9 protein-coding genes are annotated in these 15,834 nt (G+C 57.8%); 7 read left to right on the forward strand and 2 right to left on the reverse strand.

Features of this window, described 5'->3' with window-relative positions:
• Positions 1-184: 184 nt before the first annotated feature.
• The 7 genes from PHS32_RS03895 to PHS32_RS03925 are packed head-to-tail and all read left to right on the forward strand — an operon-like array spanning position 185 to position 11,578.
• Positions 185-1,093 carry a DUF4007 family protein gene (locus PHS32_RS03895; RefSeq protein ID WP_301077514.1) on the forward strand — a complete coding sequence of 303 codons (909 nt, stop codon included), beginning with the start codon at positions 185-187 and terminating at the stop codon, positions 1,091-1,093.
• Positions 1,086-4,541, forward strand: a complete 3,456-nt coding sequence (locus PHS32_RS03900; RefSeq protein WP_301077515.1) for a hypothetical protein — start codon at positions 1,086-1,088, stop codon at positions 4,539-4,541. The genes PHS32_RS03895 and PHS32_RS03900 overlap by 8 nt, the downstream gene beginning before the upstream one ends.
• Entirely contained in the window at positions 4,519-5,346 is an 828-nt protein-coding gene (locus tag PHS32_RS03905) for a phosphoadenosine phosphosulfate reductase family protein (protein WP_301077516.1), read from the forward strand. Before PHS32_RS03900 ends, PHS32_RS03905 begins: the two co-directional genes overlap by 23 nt.
• Positions 5,347-5,360: 14 nt before the next feature.
• Positions 5,361-7,742, forward strand: a complete 2,382-nt coding sequence (locus tag PHS32_RS03910; protein WP_301077517.1) for a sensor histidine kinase — start codon at positions 5,361-5,363, stop codon at positions 7,740-7,742.
• Complete coding sequence (locus tag PHS32_RS03915) at positions 7,739-9,733, forward strand: hypothetical protein (RefSeq protein ID WP_301077518.1); 1,995 nt, start codon at positions 7,739-7,741, stop codon at positions 9,731-9,733. The genes PHS32_RS03910 and PHS32_RS03915 overlap by 4 nt, the downstream gene beginning before the upstream one ends.
• Positions 9,730-11,232 carry a hypothetical protein gene (locus PHS32_RS03920; protein ID WP_301077519.1) on the forward strand — a complete coding sequence of 501 codons (1,503 nt, stop codon included), beginning with the start codon at positions 9,730-9,732 and terminating at the stop codon, positions 11,230-11,232. Before PHS32_RS03915 ends, PHS32_RS03920 begins: the two co-directional genes overlap by 4 nt.
• 43 nt (positions 11,233-11,275) lie before the next feature.
• Positions 11,276-11,578: a hypothetical protein gene (locus PHS32_RS03925; RefSeq protein WP_301077520.1), complete on the forward strand. Its 303-nt coding sequence runs from the start codon at positions 11,276-11,278 to the stop codon at positions 11,576-11,578.
• On the opposite strand, the gene PHS32_RS03930 is transcribed toward PHS32_RS03925, so the two are convergent.
• Together PHS32_RS03930 and PHS32_RS03935 are read right to left on the reverse strand one after the other, a co-directional pair.
• Positions 11,579-14,356: a conjugal transfer protein TraG N-terminal domain-containing protein gene (locus tag PHS32_RS03930; protein ID WP_301077521.1), complete on the reverse strand. Its 2,778-nt coding sequence runs from the start codon at positions 14,354-14,356 to the stop codon at positions 11,579-11,581.
• Between the two features lie 20 nt (positions 14,357-14,376).
• A complete protein-coding gene (locus PHS32_RS03935; RefSeq protein ID WP_301077523.1) occupies positions 14,377-15,828 on the reverse strand; it encodes a conjugal transfer protein TraH in 1,452 nt (483 codons plus the stop codon).
• Between the last annotated feature and the right edge of the window lie 6 nt (positions 15,829-15,834).

A 15,834-nucleotide genomic window follows, 5' to 3' on the forward strand; every position in this document is an offset into this window, starting at 1 on the left:
CCGCAAGGGGCGCAACGCTCCTTTTGCAAGACGAGTCTGCGTATATATCGGATCAAGTACCCTGGATGCTCTAATACCATGAATAGACATAAATTCGCTCACCTCTTGGCTGTGCCATCAGGGCAGTAAATATGAATCGCCAGACGAATAGGGTTGGCAGAACTAAAGAAACGCTGGGGACGCAATGAAGAGCACCGTGGATCGATTTTCAGGACATGAATCCTTTGTGTGCCGTTACGGCTGGTTACCCAAGGTCTACAGCGCGGTAAAGGCAGACGGCACTTTGCTGCGCAACGAAGAAAGCGCAATGAATGCGTTGGGCATCGGGCGGAACATGGTCAAGTCGCTTCAGTTCTGGGCGGAAGCTACGGGCGTGCTGCAGGCGGCCGATGGCGGCGGTCACGAACCAGGGCCGGTCGGGATCAAGCTGTTCGGGGGAACAGAGGCTTGGGATCCGTATCTGGAATCGCTGGAATCCTTGTGGCTGATTCACTGGCAGCTATGCACCGAAGGGGGTCTTGCGGCATGGAACGAGGTCTTCGGTGAAGGAAAACTCATCCGGTTCGAGCGCAAGCAACTTGTCGCCGCTCTGGGTCGCCGTGGCGAGGGCGCAGCCCGCCCGCTGGCTGCCAGCACGCTGGAGCAGCATTCTTCGATCTTCATCCAGTCCTACTACCAGGAAGAACGTGGCGGCGACGATACGTCCTGGTCGCCGTTGCAAGACCTGGGACTGCTGCGGGCGGTCAAGGGCGAGGATGGGAGGACCATCTTCAACACTGAGCCGCGCGCGCCGATGGGGCTCTCCCACCGCGTGTTCGCGATGGCGCTGATCGATTTCCTGACCGCCGAGGGCCAGGGTGAACTATCGGTCGATTTCGTCCGCCTGCTCAAAGGAGCCTACAGCCCGGGGGTCGTGTTCCGTCTAGATGAACAGCAGCTCCGGGTATTCGTCGAAGCCCTTTGCGCGGGACCGCTGAAAGGTGCGCTCCGATTCGTCGATACGGCCGACACCCAAAGCCTTGTACTGAACTTGAAAAAACTGGATTCGCAGTATCAGCTGCGGCGGGCAGAGGAGGCCTATGCACATGCCTAATCGTATTTTGCAAAGCATTGAACTGGGCGGCGGCCACACGCGATCCATCGCACTAGACAGAGATCTAAACGACGAATCTGCTGTCAAGAAATATTTGTTGACGCCAGCGGCGGCGAGCGCGTTGAAGCAGATCGGTCAAGGCCTGGCCAACCAACACGCGCAAAGAGCCTGGAAAATCGTCGGTCCCTATGGCAGCGGTAAGTCCGCGCTGGGTGTCATGCTGGCCCAACTGCTGAGCGGGCGGAAATCGCATCCTGCAGCATCATTGGCGATCATCAAAAGTGCGCCTCAGCTCGTGCCGTTGTTCAAGACGGCCAACCGTTTCCCATTGGCGATCGTCGGGGCGCGCGTGTCCATTGGCGCCGCTCTGGCGCAAGCCATCGGTCAGGCACTGGGTCATCTCGGCAAAGGCAAAGCGGTGTCGGCGCTAAAGAAGCAATTGGATACCGAAGCGTTGATCTACAGGGGCATGCCGGTGAACTCTGTTGCCGGTAGTCTCGCAGCTGATTTTGCGCAAGCCATGGTTGCGGAGGGGTTCGATGGTGTCCTGCTGCTCATCGATGAGGTCGGCAAGTTTGTCGAGCATGCGGCACTGCACCCGGAAACAGGCGACCTGATCGCGCTGCAACAGATTGCCGAGCAAGCCTGCCAGCCGGAAGACGCCAAATTGGCCGTCGTGGCCATGTTGCACCAGCATTTCGCAAGCTACGCCGCAGGTGTGGGCCGGTCGCTTGGCGACGAGTGGCAAAAAGTGGCGTCGCGGTTTGATGAAATTCCGTTCGACGAACCCGTCGAGCGTTACGCACATTTCGCCGCTCACGCCATCGGGGTGAAGTCCGCAATCCGCACGAACCGCGAGGTCGTTTGTGAAGCGCAGGCGCTGTACGCATCGGCCAAGAAGCTGGGCGCCTTGAGATCCTTGACCGCAGCCGACCATGCACTGTTCGAGCGTGCGGAGGTTCTCTATCCCTTGCATCCTTTCAGCATCGCAGCACTCGCAGTGGTGGCGAAACGCTACGGCCAAAGCGAACGGTCATTCCATGCGTTCCTGCGCGGGAACGAGCCACTCGGGCTGCGTGACTTTGCGGATCGCCATGACGTCGACTCTGCTGTCTGGTATCGGTTGCCCGAGGTATTTGACTTCCTCGCCAGTGGCTATGGACTCCGTTTCAGGGACCTCAGCGCTGAGCGTCGATGGGCCTTCGCTCTGGCTTCGATGGAACGGCAAACCTTCGATCCCGAAGTCGTCAGAGTTCTCAAGAGCATCGCTGTGCTTGAGCTTGTTTCCGCAGGTCTGGGCGTCCCGATTACGCCAGAGTCGGTTGCATTCGCGCTCGGCGATGTGACCAAGGCCTCGGTATCCAAGCACTGCGACGGCCTCGTGGAGCAGGGCTTGCTTGTACGTCGGCGCAACAGGGCGGAATATGCCTTCGCGGTGTCGGATGCGGTCAATATTGAGGCCGTTTACGAGAAAGCAGCAAGAAGCGGTGAGGACGAACTTGTCATCTCCGGTGTTTCGCATGCGCTGTCACAGCGACTCATCGTTGCGAACAAGCATTACGACCGATCCGGCACGATTCGGACCGTCGGTGTGCTTGTCGGCTCGCCTGCCCAATGGCCCAAACCGCCGGTATTCAAGTCCGATGAGGCTCGCCCAGACGGTTGGATCAAATTGGTGCTGGTCATGGAAGGCTCAAGCGACGAGGCTCTGACGCTTCAACGGCTAAAAGAGGAGGCCGACACTCTCAGCATCTGCGGAAGTTTGTCACTCACCCCGGAGAGTCGCGCTGCGCTTGCCGAATACTCCATCTGGCTGGCGGTGCAGCGGGAAGTCACCAGCAAACGTCTGGACCCATGGACTAGCCAGTATGTGGCCGGTCGTCTGCACGACGTTTCCGAAAAAGTCAGCCTGTTGGTATTGCGTCAGCTAATGCCCGTGCCAGGAAATCCTGGGCCAGAGTATTGGTACGGCGGGCAGCACATCCCCAACAGTCGAAACATGAACGCCAACCAGCTCGCCTCCTGGCTGTTCGATTCGGTGTACAACCAAACGCCGACAGTCGTCAATGAGCTCATCAACAAGGAAAGGCCGCCTTCGGCCATTGTGCTGGCACGCCAGCGGATGTTCGAATTCATATTGAGCGGGGACAAGGCGGGTCAACTGTGCGGAGCTAGCGAGTACCCCCCCGAACGACTTATTCACAACACGCTGCTTCGCCAGACAGGAATCTGGCACGAGGAGGCCGGTCGCTGGAGCCTGGCTGAGCCCACTGCCGATGCGGCAATAGATATCTCCAAAGTCTGGGCTGCGATCTCACAGGAGCTACGGTCTTCAAGGGCGCCAACTCTTGCAGACATCCTGGCGGTGCTGGCAGCGCCGCCATTGGGCGTAAGAGCAGGACCAGCTGGCATCTGGATCGTCTTGTATTTGATGATTCACCGCAGTCGGTGCGCGGCCTTCGAACGAGGGTCGCTGATTCTCGAATTGACCAATGAACACCTGCAGCGGATGTACAAGAATCCGCAGACGTTTGAATTGCGTGAACTGTCCAGCGGAGCGGACAGCAGGAAACTTCTGCTTGAGTATCAGGCAACCTTCACTGCGATCGGCTGTGCGGTTGGTGGGGAGCTGACATACCTGGAGCTGGCGCGGAGCTTGTATCGCTGGCACGCGCGACTTCCGGAATTCAGTGTGCAAACCAGCCGTGTTGGCAAGGATGCCAGCCTTGTGCGGTCAGTTCTGAAGAAGGCCCAGGACCCAATCAAGCTGCTCACTGCGAGCCTCCCGGAAACCTATGCCCAGGCCAACGTGAAAGTGCCCTTCGGTGAATGGTTGACTAGCACGCTTTCAGATCTGGGGATGGCGCATCGCCGATTGCAGGAAGCCATGTCTGCTGAGGTCAGCAAGGCATTCGCCATCGCAGGCCCTCTGAGCCGTGTGCGAAACCAGCTCCAAGCCGAATGTGCAGGCACCGCTTCGGACCTGGCGGACATCAAGCTCAAAAGCTTCATCCTGCGGTGCACAGACCTGTCTCTCACCGATGAGAAATGGTTGGACTCCATTGGTAGCCTCTTGGTCCAAAGGCCACTCGACGCATGGGCCGACGAGACCATCGGAAAGTTTGCGCAGGAGATCACCGAATCGTGCGGCCGGTACAAACGGTGGATGCGCATGGTCACCGAGCGTGGATTGGCACCTCGAGCTTCCGAGCGCTTTGTCGGCTTGACGCTGACCATGCCAGGTGGCCAAGAATCGACTCTGTTCGTGGCAACATCAGACGAGTCCAGCGCGGTGGCGCGCAGCATCATGGATCTGATCGCGAAAGAGACAAAGGGAAATGTGCAACTCGCGGCGTCGGCACTTGCGCAAGCACTCCTGGAGCTTCAAGCCCCCGTCACCCATGCCTCAGAAGAGGAGAGTTTCAATGGCAACCGAAAAGCGAGTTAGGCATATTCTGAGCCTCTCAGGGGGCAAAGACAGCGCGGCCTTGGCGATCTACATGCGAGACCGAGTGCCAGAGATGGAGTACATCTTCAGCGACACGCGCAAGGAGCTACCAGAAACCTACGAATACCTCGAGCGAATCGCTAGTTATCTGGGTAAGCCCGTAACTCGCTTGAACGCCGACGTGGGTTTTGACCATTGGTATGAGATGTACGGAGGCATGATTCCCTCCAACCATCGGCGCTGGTGCACGCGCGCCTTGAAGCTCAAGCCCTTTGAACAACATTGCGGCGACAGCGAGGTGATTAACTACGTGGGCCTTCGTGCAGACGAGGAGCGCAGCGGTTACATCAGCACCAAGCCGAACATCAAAGCGGTCTACCCATTCAAGGAAGACGGGCTCATCCTGCGCGACATTGAAGAAATCCTGCAGACATCCGGCGTCGGGATGCCGCCATACACGAAATGGGGACGCACCAGGTCAGGCTGCTATTTCTGTTTCTATCAGCAGAAGATCGAATGGGTGCGGCTCAGGGAAACTCACCCTGATCTGTACGACAAGGCGAAGGCGTACGAAAAGCCATACGAACAGACGGGAAACTTTTTCACCTGGAGTCAGGGCGAAAGTCTCGTCGAAATGGAACAACCTGCACGCGTCGAACAGATCAAACGAGAGCACATCATTCGCATTGAACGAAAGGCGGCAAGAAAAGAGAACGCAACTCTTGCTGAGGTTTTTGCGGAAGCAGACCGTGGCGAAGAGCCGGAAGATGATGACGATCAGGGCTGTTTAGTCTGTCAACTTTGAAGGAATGACGCGGAATGTCCTTCTATATCACGGCGCGAACGATTCTTCACCTCGGTTCTGAACTCATCTCTTCAGACGCGGTAGCAATCTACGAGCTGGTGAAGAATGCGATTGACGCCGGCTCGAAAACCGGTGTGGAGGTGGCGTTTGAGGTCGTGATTCGCCAGTCCGACTATGCATCGGCAATGGCACTTCTTGACCCTGACGATCCTTCTGAATCCACTCTCGAGGACGTCCAGCTAGCGCTGCTGTCAAAGGTAAACGGCGAAGCTCCAGACGAGCTGAAAGATAAGTTCATCGCAGCGGTGAAGGGTGCACGATCCAAGGCGAGTCTTACTACCCGGGCAGAAGCCGCATATCGCGATTGCAACCGAATCATCGTCTCGGATACGGGGCATGGCATGTCCAGAGACGATTTGGAGAATATTTACCTCACCATCGGAACAACGCATCGAACTAACGCGGTCAGAAAAGCAATTGAAGAGGGTTCCAAGAAGCCTCCATACCTCGGCGAAAAGGGGGTGGGCCGACTCTCAGTGATGCGCTTAGGCTGGAAGGTTCACGTTGAGACTGGCACGGTCGATGACACGGAAAGCAACATTCTTGAGATTGACTGGCGGAGATTTGAGAAGGCATACGATCAGCCTGCGTCGAGCGTAAAGATTGAGCCGGAGCAAGGCGATCAAAAACCAAGAGGGGAGTCCTTTACTCGTATTGTGATCTCGGACTTGAGATCGTCATGGTCCCTGAGTCGGCTGACAGAAATAGCCAAAGGCCAGATAGCGAAGATGACGGATCCCTTCTCCTGGACGGAGAAGCGTCGATTCCAGATTCGCCTTTCGTTCAACGGAGTGCCCGTGCAGCAGGTGCGTGCTGTAGCGAAGGACCTCTTGGATGACGCCCACGGCAAGTGCAACGGAACCTACTCGCTCGAGAAGGGTAGCCCTGTACTTCGTGCCACGATCGAGTCTCGGCTTTATGCAGGAGATAGCAGGGAGTATGTTTTCGACCTGGTTGACCTGATGGGGATGGCGGGCCTCCGCGAGTCGGGCCAGCCGACTTCAGTGCTGAAATCATTGGGCCCGTTTGCCTTTGAATTTTATTGGTTCAACCGACAGAGGCTGCGAGCAATTCCGAATGTTGGCGACCGAGAAACGGTGCGACAGCTCGTCAAAGCTTGGGCTGGAATCTGCCTGTTTCGTGATGGCTACAGGGTCCTCCCTTACGGCGACGAAGGCGATGATTGGTTGCGTCTCGACCTAGAGGCTCTTGCGGCCAGCGGATACAAGCTAAACACGAAGCAAATCATCGGACGCGTAAGCATAGGTAGGGTTTCAAATCCTCGACTCCTCGATCAGACGAATCGCCAAGGACTGATCGAGTGTCCGGAAAAGGAGGTGCTGATCGAGCTACTTCGGAAGTTGATCGCAGGGTGGTGGCACGACTACCTCAATGAGGCAAACCGGGTTCAGAAACGGCAAGACACTTTGCAGTTTGATTCGCTGAAAGAGTCCTCAGAGGTTGAGAACCTTGAGCAACGTGCAACTCAGTCGATCAAGGAGATTCAGACTCACTATACCGGGGAGGCCAGGTTACTGCGTGAGGTAAAGGATGCCTTCCTGGAGATCAAGGACGCACACCAGCGTGCCGTCGAGCGGATTGGAGCAATCGAGGAGGAGAAGGAGCGACTAACCCAACTGGCTGGTGTTGGGTTGATGATTGAAGTGATCGCTCATGAGCTCACTAGGGCGACTGAGTTGACCCAGGCCACCTTAAAGGATTTAAGCCGGAAGAATATCGGTGATGAGGCGTCCTCAGCGTTAGAAGTCCTTGGTAAGCAAATACGTGTCATTCAGAAAAGACTGCAGACGCTGGAGCCGCTTTCGATTACCGCCCGCCAAAGGCGGAGCCATATTCGGCTGGCTGGGATTATTGGGTACATCCTTGAGTCGCATGTGGCGCAGTTTGAGAGGCACCGGATTGACGCCAAGCTCTCCAAGCAATCCGAAAATGACACGGTCGGGTTTGTGGTTGAAGGGCACATTGTTCAGATTCTCGAGAATTTGATTGACAACTCGGTGTACTGGCTGGACCTGCAACGCAAAGAGCATCCTGCATTCAAACCGGAGATCATCCTGCGAGTGTTGAGTGATCCCCCAAGAATCAGGTACTTTGACAATGGCCCGGGAATTCCGAAGAGCAGGGTCGAATCAGTATTTGAGCCATTTTTCTCGACAAAGGGCGGGTCGAAATCGCGCCGTCAAGGTTTGGGCTTGTACATCGCCCGACAGAACGCCGAATTTTTGGGCGGAACATTGAATTTGGTCGATTTGGGAAAGGTCCATGAGAACCGATACAACACATTCGAGCTCGAGTTGAAGGGGAGCGCAGAATGACCTTGATGGATTCCTTTGCGGCGGGAGGGATCAATTGCGCCCACATCATTGATGACGCATTCGACGATCTACCGGTAACGGCCCTCATTGAGGAAGAGGCGCAGGGGTTTCTTGAGGCCCTTGATGACACTGACTTTGATTCCATTGGCGACGTCTTGGGAATACAGGTTCCGAGTGAAGATCAAGTACGGGCTGCCCTTCAAGAACTCTCCACCTATCAGACCCTCTTCAGGCAGCGTGAGAGACTCCCGCCAACCTGCGCGCCGTTGTTCGCCAACTTCATTACCTCACAGGAATCGAAACTTGCCCAAATTCAACCGTTGATCACGCTTCTTGAGGCACAGGGTGTGGCGTGTCACAAGTTTGGTGCAGCGTACGAGGTGGTCGGGAGTCCTGTTCCGCAACTATTCTTCGTCGATCTGCGTTTGCAAGAGAATACGGCGTTGGTCGGCCCGGAAGACGCGGTCAAGGTCTACCAGAAGTTGACCGCGGTGCACGCCGGCTGCAAACCGTTTGTCTTTCTGATGTCGTCACTCAGCACGCCTCTTGCCGCGCGACGAGAGGATTTCCGACGGACCGCGGATCTGTTTCAGTCTGAGTTCGAAGACATCGACAAGAAGATATTTGAAGACGAAACAGAGCTGGCGCGGGTGTTGGGTAGGTACGCAAAGGTGATGCCTCAGCTTGCTCAGATGCGCGGACATATGGAGGCGGTCCAAGGCGCGGTTGCAGTGGCAACGACGAATGTCATGAGGGAACTGCGGGCACTTGACCTTGCAGATTATTTTGTGCTGTATCACAACACGACCTCTGTCGAAAAGATAGGACTAGGTGGCTATGTTGTCGAACTACTGCTGGAGTTCCTGGCGCATGAGGTCGAAGGCACTGAACAGGTGTGGGAGCTTTCAAAAGCGCTAGACAATCTCGACATCAAGACGCTACCGCGATCCCGATTCGGGCTTTCCTTCGCCGCTGCGAACATTTATTCGGCGAGCATGCTCCACGCGAGAAAGAGGTTGTTCGCTGAGGAAGCCCTAGGAACTGGCCCAGCACAAGGCTATTTCTATCTTGGGGACATCTTCTTCGAAGCCAAGGAATTGAACGAAGCCCTACCCACACGGGCGCTTGCCGTAATTACGCCAGCTTGCGACTTGGTTCGTCCGGACCGCCTCAAAGATCGCAGCGTGTTGTTGTGTGAAGGTTCGGTGCGAGCTGTGAACCCCGGAACGATTCCTTCGGGAACTGACTTTCTGCCGTCCGTCGTCATGCATCATCCAAAAGATGAGAAGAAGCAGCTGCTGATAGACTGGTCGAAAAAGAAAGTGCATGTCTGGGGTGACGAAGAGAGGGCCAAGTTCGCGGATCCCGAAAAATGTCACTACGTGAGGGTAAGTCGACTTCGCCCTTTATATGCCATCCAGCTCCAACATGCGGTAACTGCCGACTTGAGTCGGATCGGGACACAGCGTCCTCCGAGCCTGCTTATGCCGCACGGATTGCAATGTTTGATTTCTGATGGAGAGAAGTGGATTGAACTTGACACTGAGGACGCAACCGATCCCACGGTTGCGGCTTTGTCAGATGGCGAGCGAGGCGACAAGAAGCACACGCTATTTGTCGTGGCCGATCCGGTCGTTCAACGGGTGTTGCGGAAGCTCAAGGTTTGGCTTGCAGCGAATCCTGGCGCCAAAAGCCACGCAGTTCTGACCAAGTTTCTGAACCATCCCGACATCGAGCAGACACTCATGTATTTTGATCAGAGGGTGCCCCTGAAGCCTCCGAAGAGCGGAGTGCTTGACGTGTCGGCCTATCCGCTCAGCGCGAGCCAGGATTTTCCTGGAGATGAAGCAATGGTTGTGGCGATCGTGCGCCCGCGCACCGCTTCACCGTATGTAGAGATCGCTGAAGGTCACCAAACTACCCAGCAGCAGCGTTCTCGAATCGTGCTCCGCTTGGTCGAAGTCAATCTCGGGAGCGGAGGAGAAACATGACCGACGAGGGAGAGCGCTGGATAAGGTTTCTGCGGAAGTACGGGCCACTCCCGCGAAACGAGAACATGTACGACGAGCACATTCGGCGGTCGGCGCGTCGGCTCGGGGTGCTCCCGATTACATTCAAGCATCCGCTGGAAGAGAGCGTGCTTTCCGTCTTCAACGGGACGTCGGCCCCCAAGCCCGTCATCCTCACGGGAACAGCTGGAGACGGCAAGAGCCACCTCTGTGGGAAAATCTGGCAACGCCTCGGCGGAGATGCGTCGGCGTGGGCATCAGACGATATATATTTTCGGCTAGAAACTGCGATCGGCGAGCGTTCCTTCACGTTGCACGTGATCCGCGATCTGACTGCGCTGCCCGATCAAGACGAGCAGGGGCGATATGTCAGCAAGGCAGCTTTACTTCAGCAGCTGAGCGAAACGGTCTTTGACCCGTCGTCAGACACACTATTCCTCTTAGCAGCCAATGACGGGCAGTTGATCGAGACTTGGCGGAAGCTGGGGCCGACCGGCAACGCACTGCGGGCACGCGAGCTCTTTGAGGCCCGACTGATGGGTGATGCCGACCCAGAGCCGACCGCTCACCTCCACCTTTTCAATCTGAGCGTCATCTCAAGTGCGACTATTCTTGAGCTCGCCTTGGATTCGCTTCTGGCCCATCCGGGGTGGCCGGCGTGTATTTCTGAAGCCAAAGTTGATGGATTCTTTGGCTCACTTTGTCCTATTCGCCACAACTACGAATTGCTTCAAACGCCTCTCGTCAAATCGCGATTGGCGGCACTGTTTCGGCTTTGCGACTTCAATGAACTGCATACGCCCATCCGACGGGTGCTGATGTTGCTTGCCAACGGACTCCTGGGGCATCCGCTCGCGAAGGATCGACTGCTGGTGCCCAGCGACGTATCGCGCATCATCACGAATGGGACAAGTTATCAGGCCAGCCTGTACAGCAATCTGTTTGGAGCCAATTTGGGCGGCACCAAGCGCGAGTCGCTGGAGATCTTCGAGTACCTCGGACGATTCGGTATCGGCCAGGAAACCACGAATCGTGTCGACAACATCCTGATTTTTGGCGCTGAGGATGACAACCTCATGCCGTACTACGACGTGCTCATCAGCGCTGACAAGTTCTATGGCGGAACTGATCGCTACGGCGCCGCCCGGCGTGCCTATGTCGAAACACCCGAGGCCACAGTGGGGGATCGCCATGTGTTCCTGGAAATGCTGATTGAACAACGTCGTGGACTATTCTTCAAGATTCCGGAGGCTTGGGCTGATGAGCTAAGACTTTGGAGTCTCACTGTGTTCGCAGGCGCAGGCGGGTATCTGGCTGATATTGCGAGGCCCTTATTTGCGGGCGAGCGCGTGCCCCGTCATGTCGTTGCCAGTCTGGTCAATGGGCTCAACAGAATCTTCACGGGCGTTCTCGTGTCGTCCGATCGCGAACTGCTACTGGCAAATTTCTCAATGAACATTTGGGCAACAGCAGACGGTTGAAACTCCAAATCTGGCGGGTACCCTGAGTTCTCAAGAGGTCCTTATGCGTAAAACCATTTTTGTATTCTTCATCCTGCTTGGAGCGGCAGTCGGCGCATTTACCGCGCTCAATGAGGGCATTGGTCTCAAACTCCTTTCTGGCGGCATCGGGTCCCTGGTGGGTGCCATCGTTGGCGGGGCCATCGCGGGAATCGGTCGAAGGCATTCTCGGCACCCGGCTCACTTCGACAGCGACGGGTTGCTGGACGAACAAGCCAACAACTACTGGCTGGATCGAGGGCGGCTGACCGCAGCGCCAGGCTTGCCTCAGGCTGATGACCTTGACCCATTCAGCCACGAGCCGTGACTACCTTTCACGCTTGAGCAGGTTCTTCGCCGCCTCCTTGGCCGCGTCCAGCGTCACGTCGGCATCACCAGCTAACTGCTTTTCAGTCTGCACGAACAGCGATTTTCGGGACTTGAGTGTGCCGTCGGGAGTTTCGACGATCTCGGCCTTCGCATCAAATTTGTTGACTGCGGTTGCCGCCTGCCCATGAAGATGATCGTGAGCCTGCTGAACTTCCGCCCTGACCGGCGATGGCTGTGTCTTATGCGGCTTGCCCGTCGTGTTGCTGGTCTTCGGTCCGGCCACTTGCAATTCGTTGCCCTGTCTGGCGCTGTCTACAACGCGTTCAAAGACGCTTTCAGAGCGTTCTTGATCGTACGCGTCACGGATGGCTCCGAACGAGGAAGGCAAGGCAGTCCCATCCGACAACACGCGCGTGGGACGAAGCCCCTGCCGCGCCAATTCCGATTCCATCATCGTGTGCGCCGCCGCACTGGTACCGCCATACTGCTCTGCGTAGCGCATGAACATGTCCAGGTTGTGCGGGTCCTGGGCGATGTCGATGGACAAGGTCTCTCCACGCTCGTGCGCCGCGCTCATGCGTTCGGTCAGCCCTTGGTGCTGGGCAAACACTGCTTCAGCGCGTTCCGCCTGGGCGGTCGCGGTGGCCAGGCGTGACGATATGTCGCGTCCCTCCTTGCTGTCGGAGGCGATCACGTTCATTACACTGCTGTCCCGAGAGACCCGGTCGCCGAACTGCTTGAACGCTGCAAGCTGCTCGGTGGTCATGGTGTTGAGAACCCTCTGTTCGTCACTCAGGATGCCCGACTGGTAGTTCTTCCCGGCGCTGCCCTGGATTTTCGCGCTGGCGGCGGGTGTTGAGAGGCCCAGGGAGCCACTGGCACCGAAGGCGATGTGGGCGACCTGGGATTGCGACAGTCCTGTGCGCTGCGACACGCTCTGGGCAATCTGATCCAGGTTGTTGAGGCTTTCGCCCAGTTGCTCAAAACTGCTGGATGCCGTGCCCGTGCTGTTGCGCGTTGAGCGCAGCTTGCTGACACCGCGCGTGAAGGCTTCCGTGAGCGTGGCAGAGCGCTGTTGCCCAGCCGAAACCGCATCGCTGCGCGCCATTTCCGCCTGGTGGCTGGCTTCGGTCACATCCTGTTCCGACACCCGCATCGACACCACGCGCGACGCAAACCCCTGGTTGCGCAACAGGCTGGCCGCCGCGCGCCCCGTCAGGGCATTGGAGGATAAGGTGTTCCCGGTCAAGTCATTCTGTAGGCTCCCCATGAAAGCCGAGGTGCGGTTCGGTGCCAATTGCATCTGGTCCATGCCCACATTGCCCAGGCTCACGTTGCCAGCGGCCGCACTGCTGGTCGCGCCGGACAGCGTACCTTGCAGACCAGACAGACCACCCGCAAGTGCCGTGCCCATGTTCTGCATCCCTTTGAGTGCTGCCCAGGCGATGAAGGGCACGCTGATGGCCAGGTAGCCCACGACCGCTTCTCCCGAAATCGCGCGCGAATAGATGGTCGAAGCCGTCTGGAGCGCCAGCGCCTTGGCCCCTGTCCCCAGATCGGCTGCCGCTGCCAGGTCATAGGCCGCGTAAATCGATGCCATGTAGTTCAGGATGGCGTACAGCGGCGGCCAGAGTTGGATCCAGATCAGGATGGCGGCGTAGCCCTTGAACGCCAGCATGGTCTCCCGGCCGCTGGTGAGCAGGAGCAGCAGCACGAACAAGGGAAAGAGGGCGTAGGTCACGGCTTCGATCACATTGCGGAATACCGGCAGCGCCTGCTCAGCCACCTTACCGTAATTGAGCCAGGATGCATTCTGCTGAGCGACCGCTTGGGCTCGGCCCACCGCCAGTACCATGGCCGCCGGATCGTTGACCTTCTGGCCGACGATCTTCCCGGTGTCTTCGATGGCGTTGAGCACCGCGTTCTGCCGGATGATGTCAGCCGCTGTGGCGGCAGCGTTGGCAATGCTGTTCTTGAGGTAGGCCTGCTGGACTTGGCCCGAGATGGCCGCAGCGGCCGCAGCCCCAGGCAGCGTCGGATTAAGTTGAAATGCCAGTCGCCCCTGAATCCGCGTGATCTGCGCGGGCAGGCGACCATTGAGGTTCAAATAGACGGTCGGGCAGGTATCGATGCTGATGCCGCCGGCACCCGTCACCGTGCTGAAACGCGCCGGATTGGGCGAAGCCATCAGCGGCCAGACATCGCCGGAACTGGAGAACGTCGCTGGATCCAGCGTGCCATCGACCAGATCGTAGGTCGTGCAGTTGTGAATGAAGTTGATTAGGTCGGTCCTGAATCCTGGATCCTGAAACACCACATTGCCGGTTTCGCGGATCAGCCGGTTGCCGAACATAAGACCGTTCTGTTGGTAGCTCAGCTCCGCGGGAAGAGCGCCAGGCCCTGGAATCACCTGGAAGGCGGTTTCAAACAGACCGGTCAAGGTATGGCCGATGGTGCTGGTGATGCTTCCCAGCGCTGCCACGCCAAAAGGTACGTTGTCCACAACCTTGACCGCCGATCCGCCGGTCTTATCGACGATGCCGACCGTTACCTTGGGCACGATCAGCACAGAAAACACCAGCACCACCGAGCCCAGCCACTTCCAGCCCTGCAGCTTCTCGGGTGCGAAGGCATAGGCGATCAGGGCGGAAACGAAGCCGCAGAAGGCCACCGCCGCCACGGCAGACAGGTAGTCGTTGGATGCATGGATGGCGGCTGCGGCGTTGAAGACACCGAACAGGCTGTCCGAGTTCTGGTAGGCATAGATTTCCCACATGGTGCTTCACCTGACTTGCGTTAGCGGGAGAGGTAGGCCGCCTGCTGGCCCAGCATGTCGATCACGTGCTGGGGCATGCTGGAGCGCAACTGGCGCTCCAACTGCTCCAGATGACTGGAGACCGCCCGAAACGACCCCACCTTCTGGTAAAGCAGGTTTTTCTCCTGTGACAGCTGTAGCAACATGGCCTGGGCGCGCTGGCGGATATGGTTGGCCTGCTCACGCTGGGTCTGTTGCAGGGTGTAGTCCTTGTCGAGCGCGGCCATGCCCAGCCGAAGATTGCGCTCCAGGAACACGTAGGCGTAGTCGGCGGCGATCACGTCCCGGTACTGACCGATCAGGCTGTCCGAAAGACCGGAACCGGGGATTGTTGCGCCGATGGACAACATCTTGTAGACCGGCTCGGTGGTCTGGTTGACGAAGCCGACCTCGGGCGAGTTGTTGGGAATGGCGGTGCGGGTGGCAATCTTGTCGGCAATCGACCGCATCATGGTCTCGACCTTGGCCGTGAACGGGGTGTGGGTGTAACCCGTGTTCAGGGTCACGGCGTCGCAATTGGTGTAGTCATTGCAACGCAGCAGGTGTTGCACAACGTCAGTGCCGGTGCTGGCGGCTTGCCCATAGAGCAACTGGCTGATCGAAGTGAGGGTAGGCGCGATCGGCTCCGGGTCGCGGTTGGCGTCTTCAGGGTAGAAGACCACAGTCCCGACCAGGCTCATGATCAGTTCGCGCTCCTGATCGTCCAGGTAGGCACCGGTGTACTGCAGCGCCTTCCAGGTCAGGTTGCCGACAAAGGGGGCTTTGTTGCGGATATTGGCGTCACCGGAAGACCGGGCGGAGGCCAGAATGCTGCTGCGGTCCGTCGCACAGCGCCGACGCGCCGAATCCCGGTCACTCTCCAGGCCCATCTCGATGGCCAGATCAGCACAGGTTTCCTGCGAACTGTAGCCGGTTGCTTCGGCTGCGGTGCTGACGATGGCTTTGGCGGTTTCGCAGGAATTGATGCGCGCGTTGTTGATCCAGGTCTCCAGGCCCTTGGCCCATTTCGTTAACCCGCCCAGCAGCGGCGACACAGCTTCCAGTGCCAACTGGAAAGCGATGCCCGGCAATGCTGCCGTGATGTTCTTGAGCATGTTCTTGAACTCGGTGGCAGAGATGTGGCTGAAGCTACCGCCAAACACGTCGATGCCGCCGCAGCCGGCCTTGGCGCTCGGGAACTGGATGGCAGCCAGTTGATAAACCTTGTTGGGCGAACGCATCATCAGGTTGCCGCCGGTGTAGGTGTTGAAGGTCTGACCCCGGAAAGCACCCGGCGCGGTGTAGTTGCCGATGGCCCCGAGGTTGTTGAACATGGTGTTCACTTCGGCGTTGAGATCGCCCGCCAGCAGCGGATGTGGGGTGATCGCTATCACGGTCGCCATGACGACGGTGATGGCAGAGGCCGCAGTTCTCTGGAACAGGGTACGGGTCATGAAGGA

The sequence above is a fragment of the Rhodoferax sp. genome (assembly GCF_028714215.1).
In the GTDB taxonomy this organism is placed as follows: Bacteria; Pseudomonadota; Gammaproteobacteria; order Burkholderiales; family Burkholderiaceae_C; genus Rhodoferax.

What these genes read in the sequence shown, in the direction of transcription:
- PHS32_RS03900 (WP_301077515.1), top strand. Translation starts at nt 1,086, where the DNA reads ATGCCTAATCGTATTTTGCAAAGCATTGAACTGGGCGGCGGCCACACG.
- PHS32_RS03930 (WP_301077521.1), bottom strand. Translation starts at nt 14,356, where the DNA reads ATGTGGGAAATCTATGCCTACCAGAACTCGGACAGCCTGTTCGGTGTC.
- PHS32_RS03920 (WP_301077519.1), top strand. Translation starts at nt 9,730, where the DNA reads ATGACCGACGAGGGAGAGCGCTGGATAAGGTTTCTGCGGAAGTACGGG.
- PHS32_RS03910 (WP_301077517.1), top strand. Translation starts at nt 5,361, where the DNA reads ATGTCCTTCTATATCACGGCGCGAACGATTCTTCACCTCGGTTCTGAA.
- PHS32_RS03905 (WP_301077516.1), top strand. Translation starts at nt 4,519, where the DNA reads ATGGCAACCGAAAAGCGAGTTAGGCATATTCTGAGCCTCTCAGGGGGC.
- PHS32_RS03925 (WP_301077520.1), top strand. Translation starts at nt 11,276, where the DNA reads ATGCGTAAAACCATTTTTGTATTCTTCATCCTGCTTGGAGCGGCAGTC.
- PHS32_RS03895 (WP_301077514.1), top strand. Translation starts at nt 185, where the DNA reads ATGAAGAGCACCGTGGATCGATTTTCAGGACATGAATCCTTTGTGTGC.
- PHS32_RS03915 (WP_301077518.1), top strand. Translation starts at nt 7,739, where the DNA reads ATGACCTTGATGGATTCCTTTGCGGCGGGAGGGATCAATTGCGCCCAC.
- PHS32_RS03935 (WP_301077523.1), bottom strand. Translation starts at nt 15,828, where the DNA reads ATGACCCGTACCCTGTTCCAGAGAACTGCGGCCTCTGCCATCACCGTC.